The organism is Streptomyces sp. NPDC028289 (assembly GCF_055565975.1).
Genome location: NZ_JBVHTI010000001.1, coordinates 1,078,885 through 1,092,235 on the forward strand (window position 1 = coordinate 1,078,885; position 13,351 = coordinate 1,092,235).

Consider the following 13,351-nt stretch of genomic DNA (forward strand, 5'->3'; position numbering starts at 1 on the left):
TCAGATGCCCGACGGGTTCTCCTCCGTGCGGCCCTCCATCGCCAGCAGCTCCTCGTTGGGGATGGCCCCGCCGAACCGCCGGTCGCGGGAGGCGAATTCGACGCACGCCCGCCACAGGTCGCGGCGGTCGAAGTCGGGCCACAGCACGTCCTGGAAGACCATCTCGGCGTAAGCGCTCTGCCAGATCAGGTAGTTGGAGGTGCGCTGCTCGCCGCTGGGCCGCAGGAACATGTCCACGTCCGGCATGTCGGCGTAGTACATGTGCTTCTGGATGGTCTTCTCGGTGATCTTCGACGGGTCGAGCCGGCCCGCCTTCACCTCCTCGGCGATCGCCTGCACCGCGTCGGTGATCTCGGCCCGGCCGCCGTAGTTCATGCAGAAGTACAGGGTGAGCAGGTCGTTGTCCTTGGTCTGCTCCTGGGCGACCTGGAGCTCCTTGGCGACCGACTTCCACAGCCGGGGCATCCGGCCCGCCCAGCGCACCCGGACACCGAGCGAGTCGAGCTGGTCGCGGGACTTGCGGATGAAGTCGCGGTTGAAGTTCATCAGGAAGCGGACCTCTTCGGGCGAGCGCTTCCAGTTCTCGGTGGAGAACGCGTACAGCGAGATGTTGCGCACGCCCATCTCGATCGCGCCCTGGAGCACGTCGAGGACCTGCTCGGCGCCGACCTTGTGGCCCTCGGTGCGCGGCAGGCCGCGTTCCTTCGCCCAGCGGCCGTTCCCGTCCATGACGATCGCCACATGGCCGGGGACCAGTTCGCCCGGGAGCTTCGGCGGACGGGCACCGGACGGGTGCGGTTCCGGCGCCTGGTACTCGCGGCGCTGACGCCCCAGGATCCCGCGTACGACCATGTGCTTCTCGTCTCCCTCTGGCTTTTCCCGCTAGCTTTTCTCTACGTACCTGAGCGAGCGCAGCCCGCGCTCCAGATGCCAGTGCAGATAGGCGGACACCAGCCCACTGCCCTCCCGGACGTGCCGGGCCTCGGCCGCGTCCGCGGTCTCCCAGTCTCCCGTAAGCAGCGCGCCGAGCAGAACCAGGGTCTGCGGCGAGGGTACGACGCTGCCGGGCACCCGGCAGTCGACGCAGACGCTGCCGCCGGAGGCGACCGAGAAGAAGCGGTTCGGTCCGGGCATGCCGCACTTGGCACAGGCCTCGAAGCTGGGCGCGTAGCCGTTGACGGCGAGGGAGCGCAGCAGGAAGGCGTCGAGGACGAGGTGCGGGGCGTGCTCCCCGCGGGCGAGCGTCCGCAGGCCCCCCACCAGCAGCAGGTACTGCTGCACGGCCGGCTCGCCCTCGTGGTCGGTGAACCGCTCGGCGGTCTCCAGCATCGCCGTCCCGGCGGTGTACCGCGCGTAGTCGGTGACGATCCCGCCGCCGTACGGCGCGATGGTCTCGCTCTGCGTGCACAGCGGCAGCCCGCGCCCCACCAGCTCGCTGCCGCGGGCGAAGAACTGCACGTCGACATGGGAGAAGGGCTCCAGGCGGGCCCCGAACTTCGACTTCGTCCGCCGAACCCCACGGGCCACCGCCCGCACCCGGCCGTGCCCACGGGTGAGCAGCGTGATGATCCGGTCCGCCTCACCCAGCTTCTGGGTGCGCAGCACGATGCCGTCGTCGCGGAACAGGCTCATGGGCCCATTCTGCCCTGCCGCCGGAAGGAGGCGTCGGGCAAGGCGGTCTTCAGGACGCCTCGCCGCGGCTGCGGGCGTTGGCGTGGGCGGTGGCCGCGCCGAGCCGTTCGGCCTGGGTGGCGACGCGTACGGCGTCCGGGTGCGCGTCCCACTCCCGTCCTCCCCCGTACGGCCGCAACTGCACGTAGGGGCCCTCGTGGCCCATGACGATGCCCAGCCGTCCGGTACGGGTGTCGACGGCGCAGGAGCCGATGGGGAGGTTCATCGCGTTCACCTCACCTGGCTCCCCCGCCCCTGGGAATTTCACGCTTCGCATCACCGGTGTGGCGCTGCGTGCCTAGACTCGGCCGGAGTCTGTCACGTCACGCGCGGAGGGCCGGGGCGGCTCCTACATCAGTCCCGCGCCCGCGAGGTACTTCGCCACGCACTCGGTCTCCTCCTGCGACAGCGGCACCTGCGGCTCGGCGGTGGCCGGGCAGTCGATCACCCCGCGCAGGTGCAGCGCCGCCTTGAACGCCCCCAGCCCCGCCGAGCTGCCGCCCATCCGGGCCGGGTCGCCGACGCCGGTCATCCGGAAGAGGCCGCACAGCCGCTCCTGCTCGGCCCGCGCCCGCTCCCAGCCGCCCGCCCGGCAGAGCCGGTCCAGGCGGACGTAGCCGTCCGGGTCGACGTTGGCGAGCCCCGGCACCGCCCCGTCGGCGCCCAGCGCGAGGGCCGAGTCGACGGTCAGCTCGGACCCCGTCAGCGCGCTGAAGCCGGCCAGGCCCCTGCTGCCCGTGACGACCTCGCGGAAGCCCGCCAGGTCGCCGCTGGAGTCCTTCAGCCCGGCCAGCACCCCCTCGGCGGCCAGTTCGAGCACCAGGCCGGCGGGGAGCTTGCTGTGGACGGCGACCGGGATGTCGTACGCGATCACCGGTACCGGCGACCGGCCGGCCACCAGGCGGTAGTGGCGGGCGATCTCGGCGGGGTGGGTGCGGGTGTAGAAGGGGGCGGTGACGACGACCGCGTCCGCGCCGGCCGCGGTGACGGACGCGACGTGGTCCAGGACCCGGGGGGTCGTCATGTCGATGACGCCCGCCAGGACCGGGAGCCGGCCGGCCACGTGGGCGAGCACCGTCTCGGTGACCAGCCTGCGCTGCCGGTCCGTCAGGTACGCCACCTCCGACGTCGACCCCAGCACGAACAGCCCGTCCACCCCGGCCGCCGCCAGATGGTCGACGAGCCTGCGCAGGGAGGCGACGTCCACCTCGCGGTCCGGTGTCAGGGGCGTGCAGACGGGCGGTACGACACCGGTGAGCGGGGTGGGCAGCGTCATCAGGGCTCCCTGGGCAGGCTGTGGCTCGGCTGGTCCTCCTCCACAGGATCCATCGGGTGGTGACAGCGGTAGCGGTGACCGGGCCGTGGCGCGGCCGAGAAGTCAGGCATGCGGACGGCACACTCGTCGTCCGCCCGCCAGCAGCGGGTGCGGAACGGGCACCCGGACGGCGGCCGGGTCGCCGAGGGCACCGGCCCCGTGAGCGGGATGGGGTCGATCGGGTTCAGCAGGCCCGGGGTGGCCGAGAACAGGGCCCGGGTGTACGGGTGCCGGGCGTGGTCGGTGACGTCGGCGGCCGGGGCGTCCTCGACGATCCGGCCCAGGTACATGGTGATCACCCGGTCGCTCATCCGCCGTACCGTCTGGATGTCGTGGGAGACGAAGACCATGGCGAGGCCGAGGCGTTCGCGCAGGTCGAGCAGGAGGTTGAGGATCTGGGCGCGGACCGAGACGTCCAGGGCGCTGGTCGGTTCGTCCGCCACCACCAGGTCGGGGTCCAGGGCGAGGGCGCGGGCGATCGCGACGCGCTGGCGCTGGCCGCCGGAGAGCTGGCCGGGCAGCGCCTCGGCGAGCGCCCGGGGCAGGCCGACGAGGCCCATCAGCTCCCGCACCCTGTCCTCCCGTTCGGCCTTGCTGCCGCGGTCGTGGACGTCCAGCGGGTCGCGCAGGATGCGGCGTACCGGCAGGCGGCGGTTGAGGGCCGTCGACGGGTCCTGGAAGACCATGCCGGTGCTCGCGCCGACGGTCGTCCGGCGTTCGCCCGGCGGCATCGCCCACAGGTCGCGGCCGTGGAAGGTGACCGTGCCGGCCGTCGGCCGCTGGATGCCGACCAGCACCTTCGCCAGCGTCGACTTCCCACACCCGGACTCGCCGACCACGCCGACCGTCTCGCCGGGTGCCACGGTGAGGTCGGCGCCGGTCAGCGCGTACACCCGGTCCCGGCCGAACACGCCTCCGCCGCGGGCCCGGTGGACCACGTGGACGCCGGTCAGCTGCACCGCGCTCACGTCACCGCCTCCGTGCTCGCCGCCAGGTCGACGGCCGGGTGGTGGCAGGCCGCGGTGTGGGTGGGGGTGCCGGTGAGGCCGGGTGGTGTCGTACGGCAGATCTCGCTCGCGGCCGGGCAGCGGTCGCTGAAGCGGCACCCTGCGGGGAAGTCGGCGGGCGACGGCACCACGCCCCTGATCTGGGTGAGCCGCTCGGCCCCGGACTCCAGCGACAGCACGCTGCCGAGCAGGCCGCGCGTGTAGTGGTGGGTGGGGGCGCCGACCAGTTCGGCGGTGACGCCGCTCTCGGCGATCTGGCCGCCGTACATCACCACCACCCGGTCGGTGACGTCGGCGACGAGGGCGAGGTCGTGGGAGACGAGGATCAGCGCGAAGCCGAGTTCCTCGCGGAGGCGGAGGAGGAGTTCCATCACCTGGGCCTGGACGGTGACGTCGAGGGCGGTGGTCGGTTCGTCGGCGATGATCAGGCGGGGGTCGCGGGAGAGGGCCATCGCGATGAGGACGCGTTGGCGCTGACCGCCGGAGAGTTCGTGGGGATAGCTCCGCAGGGTGCGGGTGGGGTCCAGGCCGACGAGGGTGAGGAGTTCGGCGGGTGGGCGGTGGCCGCCGCGCCGGGTGAGTTGCCTGAGCTGGGCGTTGACCGTCATGGAGGGGTTCAGGGAGGACAGCGCGTCCTGGTAGACCATCGCGATCTCGTGGCCGAGGAGGCGGCGGTGGGGGGTGGTGAGGTCGACGGGCGGGTGCGGGTGGTCTGTGGCTGGTCGCGCCCGCGCGGCGGTAGCCGCATATTCGGTACGGCCCCGCGCCCCTGACGGGGCGCTTCGGCCGACGGCGCTGAAGAGGATCCGGCCTGTCGCCCTTGCCGTCTTCGGCTGCAGACCCATGATCGTCAGGGCCGTCAGGGACTTTCCGCAGCCCGACTCCCCCACCAGGCCCAGGACTTCGCCCGGGTGGATGTCGAAGCTGATGCCGTTCACGATGTTCACGCCCCGGTGGCGGTCCGGGAAGGCGATCGTGAGGTTCTCCACGGACAGGACCGGCGGGCCCTCTCGGGAGGGGAGGGGACGGGCACGCCGTCGTAGCCGGTCGGCCGCCTCGGTCAGGGACGGCAGCTCCGGGGCCTCGCCCGGCTCGGGAGCCTCTACGGGGTCCGGGGCCGGCTCCGGCTCCCTCCCCGACGGTGACGCCCACGCGTCCGAGACGCCCTCGGAGAGCATGTTGAGGGAGAGGACGGTGAGGAGGATGAGCAGGCCGGGGAAGAGGGTGGCCCACCAGCCGCCGGTCAGGACCATGTTCTTGCCGTCGGCGATGACGCTGCCCCAGGACGGGTCGGGGGGCCGTACGCCCGCGCCGATGAAGGACAGGGACGCCTCGAAGACGATGGCCTCGGCGACCTGGACGGTGCAGAAGACGAGGACGGGGGCGAGGCAGTTGACCGCCACGTGGCGGACGACGATGTGCGGGGTGCGGGCGCCGATCACGCGTTCCGCGGTGACGTAGTCCTCGCCGTACTGGTCGAGGACGTTCGCGCGGACGACCCGGGCCACCGGCGGGGTGAAGAGGAAGGCGATCGCGCAGATCAGGACCGTGATGCCGCCGCCGAATACGGCTACCAGGACGGCGGCGAGGGCGATGCCGGGGAACGCCATCACCACGTCCAGGCAGCGCATCAGGGTCTCGTCGACGGCCTTGCGTGAGGTGGCCGCGAGGGCCCCGAGGAGGGCGCCGGCGACCAGGGCGAGGCCGGTCGCGCCGAGGCCGATGGCGAGGGACCAGCGGGCGCCGTACATCAGCCGGCTGAGGATGTCCCGGCCGAGGCTGTCCTGGCCCATCCAGTGGCCGGCGGAGGGGTGGCCGGTGCCGTCGGCGGGGGCCTGCTGGGCGAGCGGGTCGTCGGGTGCCAGGAGGGGGGCGAACACCGCCACCAGGACGATCACGGTCAGGAAGGCGAGGGCCGCCTTCGACAGCGGTGGCAGTCTGCGCAGTCGTACGCCGGGGCGGGCGAGGGCGGTGGTGAGGGCCGCGCGGGTGAACGTCGTCATGTGGCCTCCCTCAGCCGTGGGTTGACCAGCAGGTAGAGGATGTCGATGACGAGGTTGACGACGACGAAGCCGGTCGCGGTGGTGAGGACGACGCCCTGGACGACGGCGGGGTCGCCGTTCTGGACGGCGTCGATCATCAGCTTGCCCATGCCGGGCAGGGCGAAGACGGTCTCGATGACGACGGCGCCGCCGAGCAGGTAGCCGACCCGCAGGCCCAGCACGGTCAGGGGGTTGACCAGGGCGTTGCGCAGGACGTTGCGGCCGACGACGACGTGGGGTGGCAGGCCGCTGCCGATCGCGGTGCGGACGTAGTCCTTGTCGAGTTCCTCGACCACCGAGGTGCGGACGATCCGGGTGAGCTGGGCCGCCACCGGGAGGGAGAGCGCGAGGGCGGGCAGGGCCATGGTCCTCAGCCAGCCGGTGACGGAGTCCTCGGGGTTGATGTAGCCGCCGGACGGGAACCAGCCGCGGTCGACGGCTAGGTACTGGATCATCAGCAGGGCCAGCCAGAAGGCGGGGGCGGCGACGCCGACCAGGGAGAGCACGCGGATGGTCTGGTCCGGCCAGCGGTCGCGGTGGATGGCCGCGGTGACGCCTCCGGCGAGGGCCAGGACGACGGCGATGCCAAGGCCCAGGAAGGTCAGCTGGAGGGTGAGCGGCAGGGCGGTGAGGACCTGGTCGAGGACCGGGGTGCGGGTGAGGGCGCTGGTGCCGAGATCGCCGTGGAGCAGGCCGCCGACGAAGTGGACGTAGCGCAGGGGCAGGGGGTCGAGGAGGCCGTTGCGTTCACGGAAGTCGTGGAGCTGCTGCGGGGTGGGGTTGGCGCCCTGGAAGAACGCGGACGCCGGGTCGACGTCGGAGAACCGCATCACCAGGAACACGAACAGGGCGATGCCGAGCAGCAGCGGCACCAGCAGGGCGGTACGGCGCAGCAGGATGCGCAGGACGGCGGTCATGCGGTCAGGCCCACTTGGCGGTGAGGACGTTGATGCCCGGGTAGGGCTGGGCCCTTATGCCGGTGAGCCTGCGCGGGTCCCAGGCGGTGATCAGCTCGTTGTGGACTACCGGGTAGAGGACGGCCTGTTCGGCGACGACGTCGATGTACTCCTGGATCATCGTCCTCTTCTTGTCCGGGTCCGGTTCGCGGGTGGCCGCGTCCATGTCCTTGAAGAGCTGCTTCGCGACAGCGTTGTCGGCCCAGCGGGCGTAGCCCATCCACAGGTTCCGGGGGCCGTAGTTGTAGTGCATGATCAGGTCGGCGTCGAGGCCGAACTGGTTGGGGTTCGAGACGGCGGCGACGACCTGGTAGTCCTGTTTCTGGTCCATCTTGGTGAACACGGCCGTGGTCTCCTGCGGGGACAGGGTCGTGGCGACGCCGATCGCGTCCCAGGACGACTTGATGGTGGGCAGGCAGTCGACGAGCCAGCTCACGTTGGCCGCGAGGATGTTCACCCGCAGGCCGCTGACTCCGGCGGCCCTCAGGAGCGCCTTGGCCCTGTCGGGGTCGTGGTCGTAGACCGTCTTCGCCGGACGGTAGGCGGGGTTGGTCTCGTTCAGGAACGAACTCGCCGGTTTTCCGCGGCCCTTGAGGGCGACCTCGACGATCTTCGCCTTGTCGATGGCGTAGTGCAGGGCCTGGCGGACCCGGACGTCGTCGAAGGGCCTGTGCTGCGTGTTGAACATCAGGAACGCGTTGTTCATCCCGGCGCCGCCGCCGACCGACAGGCCGCCCTGTTCGAGGCGGGGGATGTTGGCGTAGGGGATGTTGTCGGAGATCTGGGCGCCGGCGTCGGCCCCGGAGATCCGCGCCACGCGGGAGGCGGCGTCGACGATCGTCAGCCAGTTCATCTGCCGGAAGGCGGGTCTGCGGGGGCCGTTGTAGCGGTCGTACGCGGCGAAGGTGGTGTTCGACTTCGGGTGGTGCCCGGTCTGCCGGTACGGTCCGGAGCCGACCGCCAGTCCCTTGATCGCGTCGTCCCAGGCGCCGGGCCGGGAGAACACGTGCGCCGGCATGATCTTGGCGAGGGTGAGGCGGGCGACGCCGTCCGGGAAGGGGAACCTCAGCACCAGGTCGACGGTTCGGGTGTCGATCTTCCGGGCCTCCTTCAGCCAGCTCGCGAAGAAGCCCTGGGCGAGGGTCTGGGTGCCCGGGTCGAGGATCCGGTCGAAGACGAAGACCACGTCGTCGGCGGTGACCGGTTTCCCGTCGTGGAAGGTGGCGCCCTGGCGCAGGGTGAACCGCCAGGTGGTGGCGTTCGCGTCGGCGGGCAGCCGGGTCGCCAACGCCGGGTAGGGGGCGCGGGTGATCGGGTCGGTGTCGGCCAGGCCCTCGTAGATGTGGTTGTTGGCGGCCATCGCGAACGCGGACGCGGTCTGGGTGGGGTCCCAGCTGCCGTCGTTGCCGTAGCCGATCACGGCGGTGAGGGTACGGTCGGAGCCGCTGCCGCCGAGGTCGATCGTGGACTTGGGGCCGCACGCCGTCAGTGTCGTCAGCGAGGCGGCCGCGCCCAGGGCCCCGGCGTGCTTCAGGAACGTCCTGCGGCCGTGGGTCGCCTCGTCGCGCACGGTGCCTCCAGCGTGGGGGAAAGGAGACGTCGGACGTCCGGTGTTAGCGCGACCATAAGAGGGGGTTCGGGGGCGGTCAAGGCAAGGCGCGCGAATGGCGTAAACCGCCAGAGGTGGGACCAATGACGCCGCCCCGGAACCCCACGACCCCGCGGGAGCCCGGGAGTTGACACCCACCTGGGGCGGACGCGCCCGAAGGGGCGCTGGGGGCACCCCCGGCCGAAGGCTGGGGGAGGGACCGCGCGACCAGCCACGACGGCGCCGCAGCCGACAGACGACATGCGGCAGACGGCAGACGGCAGACGGCAGACGGCAGACGGCAGACGGCAGACGGTGAATGGTGGACGCGGCGTCCATATGTCACAGTGAGTGCTCGACGGACACGGCCGGGAACACGGCCGGGAACACGGTCGGGAGGCGGCACGTGGAGCAGCGGACGGAAGGGACGCCGGTGCGGCGGGGGCGCGGGCGGCGGCCCGCGGACGAGGTGCGGGCGGACGTGCTCGCCGCCGCCGGGGCGCTGCTCCTGCGCGACGGCATGGCGGCCTTCACCTTCGAGCGGGTCGCCCAGGAGGCCGGGGTCAGCAAGACGACCCTGCACAAGTGGTGGCCCTCGCGCGGCACACTCGCACTCGACGGCTACTTCCACGCCGTCGAGTCCGTCCTCGCCTTCCCCGACACCGGCGACATCGGAGCCGACCTGACGGCCCAGGTCCGCGCGTTCGTCCGGCTGCTCACCGGGACACCGGCCGGGCGGGTCATCGGCGGGCTCATCGGCCAGGCGCAGACCGACCCCGACCTGTCCGCCGCCCTCCTCCAGCGCTACTCCGGGCCGCGCCGCGAACTGGCCGTGGCGGCGATGCGGCGCGCCCAGGACCGCGGGCAGCTGCGCGCCGACGCCGACCCCCAGATCCTGGTCGACCAGCTCTGGGGGGCCTGCTACCACCGCCTGCTGCTGCCCGACGAACCCCTCACCGAGGAGTTCGCCGACCGGCTGGTGGCCAACCTGCTGCACGGGGTCGGCACCGGCTGAGCCGTCGGCTAGGGCAGCGTCTTCTCGTACGACGCGTCCTGGTCGGAGTCGTAGACGAGCTTGCCCGCCGCGTCGTAGCCCTTCAGGTGCGGGGCCGCGGTGACCTGCTTGGCCAGGGTGCCGGTGGCGACGAACCAGCCGTGGTCGAGGACCACCTCGCCCGCACTGTCGCCGTAGGAGACCGTCATCGCGGCCACCGAGGCGCGGTAGCCGCCGATGATCCCCCAGCGGAACGGCAGCTTCCAGTTGCCCTTGTCGATGACCGACTGCTGGTAGAGCTTGCCGCTGTTGATGTCCGGGACCACGGGTGTCCCCGCGTCGCCGAAGGGGTCCCCGATGCTGGTGTTCAGGCCGGATGCCGCGCCGTCCTTGACGCTGCAGATGAGCCGGGCCGCCACCGGCTTCTCCCGCACCGCGACCACGAAGTAGCCGTCGCCGGGGGCGTTGGAGTCCCCGGTGCTCCGCATCGCCAGGATGATCCGGTAGTCGGCCGGCTTGCCGAGGTCGGTGTAGGCCGGGTCCTGGCGCTGCGCCTTGTTGTAGTCGAGGCACTTGCCGAGTCCGGCGGCGGCCTGGTCGAAGGTGATCCCGTCCAGCAGCTGGTGCGCCGCGGACACCGGGCGCGCCGGCGCCGTGGCGGTGGCCGACGGTGTCGAGGCCGAAGGGGCCGAGGGGGACGTAGGTGCCGCGGGGCCCGTCGGGGACCCGGACGGTGCCGGGGCCGTCGCGGTGGGCGACAGGGTCGGGGCCGGGCTCTCGCTGGCCAGCACGGTGGGGCTGGGCCCGGCCGGGCTCGTCGTGGTGCTGCCGCCGCCCAGCGCGTACGCGCCGACCGGCACCGCCGCCAGCGCCGCCAGCGCCGCCCCGCCCACGGCCAGGCGCCGCCGCCGCTCCAGCACGCCCCGGCGCCGGATCTCCGGGTACGGCACCGGTGACGGCCGGACCAGGGACGCGTCCCCCGCCAGCAGCACCCGCACCCGGTCCTCGAACTCCGGCTCGGGCGCCCCGCCCTGCTTCTGACCGCTCACCTGCTGCCTCCCTGCACGGGCGCCGCGTGGCTCATGGCCTGCGCGAGCCCCGGAACCGTACGCAATTTCGCCAGGCCCTTGGACGCCTGGCTCTTGACCGTGCCCTGGGAGCAGCCGAGCACCTCGGCGACCTCCCCCTCGGACAGGTCCTCCCAGTACCGCAGCACCACCACCGCGCGCTGCCTCGGCGGCAGCCCGGCCAGGGCCGCGAGCAGCGTGCCGCGCTCGTCGGCCCGGGACACGGCGTCGTCGTACCCCGCGCGCTCCGGCGGTGCGTCGGTCAGCGACTCGGCGACCCGGCGCTTGCGGAACCGGTCGCTGTTGCAGCTGACCAGCATGCGGCGGACGTACGCCTCCGGATGGTCGGTCCGGGAGACGCGCCGCCAGGACCGGTAGGCCTTCGCCAGCGCGGTCTGCGTCAGGTCCTCCGCGTGGTGCGGGTCACCGGTGAGCAGATAGGCGGTCCGCACCAGATGCGACCACCGTGCTCTGACGAACTCCTGGAACTGGGACTCTAGTTCGGCCTGCATCAGCCACCCCCTCGCCCTCCAGACCACCTAACCCGTGGATTCGGTTGCCCGGCCGGGAGAAGCGGTCCCGCTCAGGGGGCCGCGATGCGGCGGAACTCGATCGTGTCGTACGCCGTCTTCGTGCCCGTCTCGTACAGCACCCCCACCGTGTCCTTGTCCACCTCTACCAGGTCGGAGTAGGCGGCCTTCAGGTCGGACAGGGTGCGGAACCTGGCGAAGGTGACGCCCTGGTCCGTGCTGGTCCACAGGGCCATGGACCTGCGGGCGGTCGGGACCGAGGGGGCGGAGAAGAGCAACGGCCCGTCGCGGCCCGGGAGCTGGAGTACGGAGCCCTCGACCACCGGGACCTTGGACAGCGTCGGCTGGACGCTGTAGGGGGCGTCCAGGGTCTCGCCGCCGTCGCTCGACCAGGCCTCCAGGCGGTTGCCGGGGCTGGAGCCGTTCTGGTCACGGGCGCTGAAGTAGACGCGGCCGTCGGGGAGTTGGGCTGCCGTGGTCTCGTTGGCGTTGTCGTGGCCGGTGTAGGAGTCGTCGACGAAGCCGAGGTGCCAGCTGCGGCCGCCGTCGTCGCTGTAGATCGCGTGGCCGCCGTAGTACCTGGCCTCCCGGCCGGTGTCGGCGGAGCCGGCGCGCGGGGCGGCGGAGTGGTCGGCGGCGACGATCAGGCGCCCGCGGTGCGGTCCCCGGGTGAGCGCGACGGCGTGCCCGGGGCCGGTGGCGTACCAGCGCCAGCCGGAAGGTTTCACTTGGGCGGTGATCTCGCGCGGGCGGGTGAAGCGGCGTCCGTCGTCGCCGCTGCGCTGCACGTACACCCGGCGGCTCTGCGCCTCGGTGACCCGGCCGCGCATGATCTGGTCCTCGCTCACCGAGCCGTCGTTGTACGAGGTCACCAGGACGACCTCGCCGCTCTTCGGGTCCACCACCGGCGCCGGGTTGCCGCGGGTGTTCCCGCCGCCGCGGGCCACCACCCGGAGCGGGTCCCAGGTGCAGCCGCCGTCGCCGGAACGTCTCAGTACGACGTCGATGTCACCGCTGTCCCCGGTGGTGGTGTGCCGGCCCTCGGCGAACGCGAGCAGGGTGCCGTGCGTGGAGCGGACGACGGCCGGGATGCGGAACTGGGCGTAGCCGCCCTCGCCGGAGACGTACGGCACGGAGGACCCGCAGCCGGCCGCCCAGGCCCGGGGCTCGGCCGTGAACGCCCCGACCAGCAGGGCGGCGGCGAGGGAGATCCGGCTCGCCCGGGTCACAGGAGACACATGACTCACTCTTCCCATGGTGCTCCCGGCCGCCTTCACCGCATCTCCACAACGACCGAACGGGTCGGCCGGTCTGGCGTGCCGTCAGACCGCGGAGCGGGTCATGTCGAGCTCCCGCGCACCGCGCTGACGTCGTGAATCGCGAGGGCGACCGGTACCGGGAGCGCCAACGGTGGGCAAAGGCGGGGTCGGTGACGATCCGCCAGGCCCCGTACGGCCACCCGGGTGAACGGTTCAGGACGGCATGCGCGCCGCCGCCAGCAGCCGGCTCACGTCGTCGGCGCAGATGGTCAGGGCCGCACCGACGGTGCCGAGTACCTCGCGTTCGGCGTTGGTGTAGGGGCCGTCGGCGAGCGCGATCCGGGCGCCCTGCAGGAGCACCGCCTCCCGTCCGGCGGGGGCGAGATGCGGGGCCAGCGGGTCGAGGGCCTCGTGCAGCTCTATCGCCAGGCTGGCGCGGTACGGCTGCTCGAAGACCCGCCCGGTGTCGGCGACGAGGGCCTCGACCAGCGCGCTCAGCTGGTCCTCCGTGGCCTCCTCGAAACCGGCGGCGCGGACCGCGCCCGCCGCCGCCTCCAGGGCCGTACGGGCACAGGTGCCGCCGGCCGCCAGGACGGCCAGGGCGACGGTGTGCACCGCGTCGCGGAGCATCGCCGAGAAGCGGGAGGTGGTGGGGTGGTCGAGGACGTCGGTGCCGTAGTGGTGGCGGCAGGCGGCGCACTCCACGACCGGCCCGGTGGTGCCGCGCGGCAGCACGGGCACGCCGAGCAGGGTGAAGCGGCGACGGCCGGTCAGCCGCTGGTAGTTGCGGTCACCGCCGCAGCCGGGGCAGAAGAACTCCCCGTCGCCGACGGGTGTCCAGGCGGTGCGGGTGCCCAGAATGCGGGCAGGCCTGGCGGTTCGGCAGTCTCGTCCCCGTACTGGCAGCACGTCGCACCTCCGT

The 13,351-nt window shown here is 72.5% G+C and carries 13 protein-coding genes; 1 reads left to right on the top strand and 12 read right to left on the bottom strand.

Annotated elements, in window-relative coordinates:
* The 8 genes from ACZ4UV_RS04725 to ACZ4UV_RS04760 all read right to left on the bottom strand — a co-directional run bounded on the left by ACZ4UV_RS04725 (nucleotide 1) and on the right by ACZ4UV_RS04760 (nucleotide 8,561).
* The gene (locus ACZ4UV_RS04725) at nucleotides 1-852 is read right to left on the bottom strand and encodes an isoprenyl transferase (protein ID WP_390040250.1); all 852 of its coding nucleotides are present in this window, start codon (nucleotides 850-852) and stop codon (nucleotides 1-3) included.
* A 30-nt stretch (nucleotides 853-882) separates the two neighbouring features.
* Nucleotides 883-1,632: a DNA repair protein RecO gene (gene recO / locus ACZ4UV_RS04730; protein WP_451020865.1), complete on the bottom strand. Its 750-nt coding sequence runs from the start codon at nucleotides 1,630-1,632 to the stop codon at nucleotides 883-885.
* Between the two features lie 49 nt (nucleotides 1,633-1,681).
* Nucleotides 1,682-1,897, bottom strand: coding sequence for a hypothetical protein (locus ACZ4UV_RS04735; protein WP_351490511.1), 216 nt, complete (start codon nucleotides 1,895-1,897; stop codon nucleotides 1,682-1,684).
* Between the two features lie 123 nt (nucleotides 1,898-2,020).
* Nucleotides 2,021-2,947, bottom strand: a complete 927-nt coding sequence (locus ACZ4UV_RS04740) for a dihydrodipicolinate synthase family protein (RefSeq protein ID WP_467835815.1) — start codon at nucleotides 2,945-2,947, stop codon at nucleotides 2,021-2,023.
* Nucleotides 2,947-3,954 carry an oligopeptide/dipeptide ABC transporter ATP-binding protein gene (locus ACZ4UV_RS04745; protein WP_390040242.1) on the bottom strand — a complete coding sequence of 336 codons (1,008 nt, stop codon included), beginning with the start codon at nucleotides 3,952-3,954 and terminating at the stop codon, nucleotides 2,947-2,949. The genes ACZ4UV_RS04740 and ACZ4UV_RS04745 overlap by 1 nt, the downstream gene beginning before the upstream one ends.
* Nucleotides 3,951-5,996, bottom strand: a complete 2,046-nt coding sequence (locus tag ACZ4UV_RS04750) for a dipeptide/oligopeptide/nickel ABC transporter permease/ATP-binding protein (RefSeq protein ID WP_451020866.1) — start codon at nucleotides 5,994-5,996, stop codon at nucleotides 3,951-3,953. Before ACZ4UV_RS04750 ends, ACZ4UV_RS04745 begins: the two co-directional genes overlap by 4 nt.
* Nucleotides 5,993-6,952, bottom strand: coding sequence for an ABC transporter permease (locus tag ACZ4UV_RS04755; RefSeq protein WP_351490519.1), 960 nt, complete (start codon nucleotides 6,950-6,952; stop codon nucleotides 5,993-5,995). The genes ACZ4UV_RS04750 and ACZ4UV_RS04755 overlap by 4 nt, the downstream gene beginning before the upstream one ends.
* A gap of 4 nt (nucleotides 6,953-6,956) precedes the next feature.
* Complete coding sequence (locus ACZ4UV_RS04760) at nucleotides 6,957-8,561, bottom strand: ABC transporter substrate-binding protein (protein WP_467835817.1); 1,605 nt, start codon at nucleotides 8,559-8,561, stop codon at nucleotides 6,957-6,959.
* 424 nt (nucleotides 8,562-8,985) lie between these two features.
* Between ACZ4UV_RS04760 and ACZ4UV_RS04765 the strand changes: the two genes are divergently transcribed.
* A complete protein-coding gene (locus ACZ4UV_RS04765; protein WP_451019937.1) occupies nucleotides 8,986-9,594 on the top strand; it encodes a TetR/AcrR family transcriptional regulator in 609 nt (202 codons plus the stop codon).
* A gap of 8 nt (nucleotides 9,595-9,602) precedes the next feature.
* On the opposite strand, the gene ACZ4UV_RS04770 is transcribed toward ACZ4UV_RS04765, so the two are convergent.
* From ACZ4UV_RS04770 to ACZ4UV_RS04785, 4 genes are all read right to left on the bottom strand, one after another.
* Nucleotides 9,603-10,622, bottom strand: a complete 1,020-nt coding sequence (locus ACZ4UV_RS04770; protein ID WP_467835819.1) for a hypothetical protein — start codon at nucleotides 10,620-10,622, stop codon at nucleotides 9,603-9,605.
* A complete protein-coding gene (locus ACZ4UV_RS04775; RefSeq protein WP_351490529.1) occupies nucleotides 10,619-11,152 on the bottom strand; it encodes a SigE family RNA polymerase sigma factor in 534 nt (177 codons plus the stop codon). The genes ACZ4UV_RS04770 and ACZ4UV_RS04775 overlap by 4 nt, the downstream gene beginning before the upstream one ends.
* Nucleotides 11,153-11,223: 71 nt before the next feature.
* Nucleotides 11,224-12,399 (bottom strand): sialidase family protein, encoded by a 1,176-nt coding sequence (locus ACZ4UV_RS04780; protein ID WP_451019940.1) that lies wholly within the window; start codon nucleotides 12,397-12,399, stop codon nucleotides 11,224-11,226.
* 243 nt (nucleotides 12,400-12,642) lie between these two features.
* Nucleotides 12,643-13,338 carry a TerB family tellurite resistance protein gene (locus ACZ4UV_RS04785; protein ID WP_390040231.1) on the bottom strand — a complete coding sequence of 232 codons (696 nt, stop codon included), beginning with the start codon at nucleotides 13,336-13,338 and terminating at the stop codon, nucleotides 12,643-12,645.
* Nucleotides 13,339-13,351 lie beyond the last annotated feature (13 nt).

What these genes read in the sequence shown, in the direction of transcription:
- ACZ4UV_RS04725 (WP_390040250.1), bottom strand. Translation starts at nt 852, where the DNA reads ATGGTCGTACGCGGGATCCTGGGGCGTCAGCGCCGCGAGTACCAGGCG.
- recO (WP_451020865.1), bottom strand. Translation starts at nt 1,632, where the DNA reads ATGAGCCTGTTCCGCGACGACGGCATCGTGCTGCGCACCCAGAAGCTG.
- ACZ4UV_RS04735 (WP_351490511.1), bottom strand. Translation starts at nt 1,897, where the DNA reads ATGAACCTCCCCATCGGCTCCTGCGCCGTCGACACCCGTACCGGACGG.
- ACZ4UV_RS04740 (WP_467835815.1), bottom strand. Translation starts at nt 2,947, where the DNA reads ATGACGCTGCCCACCCCGCTCACCGGTGTCGTACCGCCCGTCTGCACG.
- ACZ4UV_RS04750 (WP_451020866.1), bottom strand. Translation starts at nt 5,996, where the DNA reads ATGACGACGTTCACCCGCGCGGCCCTCACCACCGCCCTCGCCCGCCCC.
- ACZ4UV_RS04755 (WP_351490519.1), bottom strand. Translation starts at nt 6,952, where the DNA reads ATGACCGCCGTCCTGCGCATCCTGCTGCGCCGTACCGCCCTGCTGGTG.
- ACZ4UV_RS04775 (WP_351490529.1), bottom strand. Translation starts at nt 11,152, where the DNA reads ATGCAGGCCGAACTAGAGTCCCAGTTCCAGGAGTTCGTCAGAGCACGG.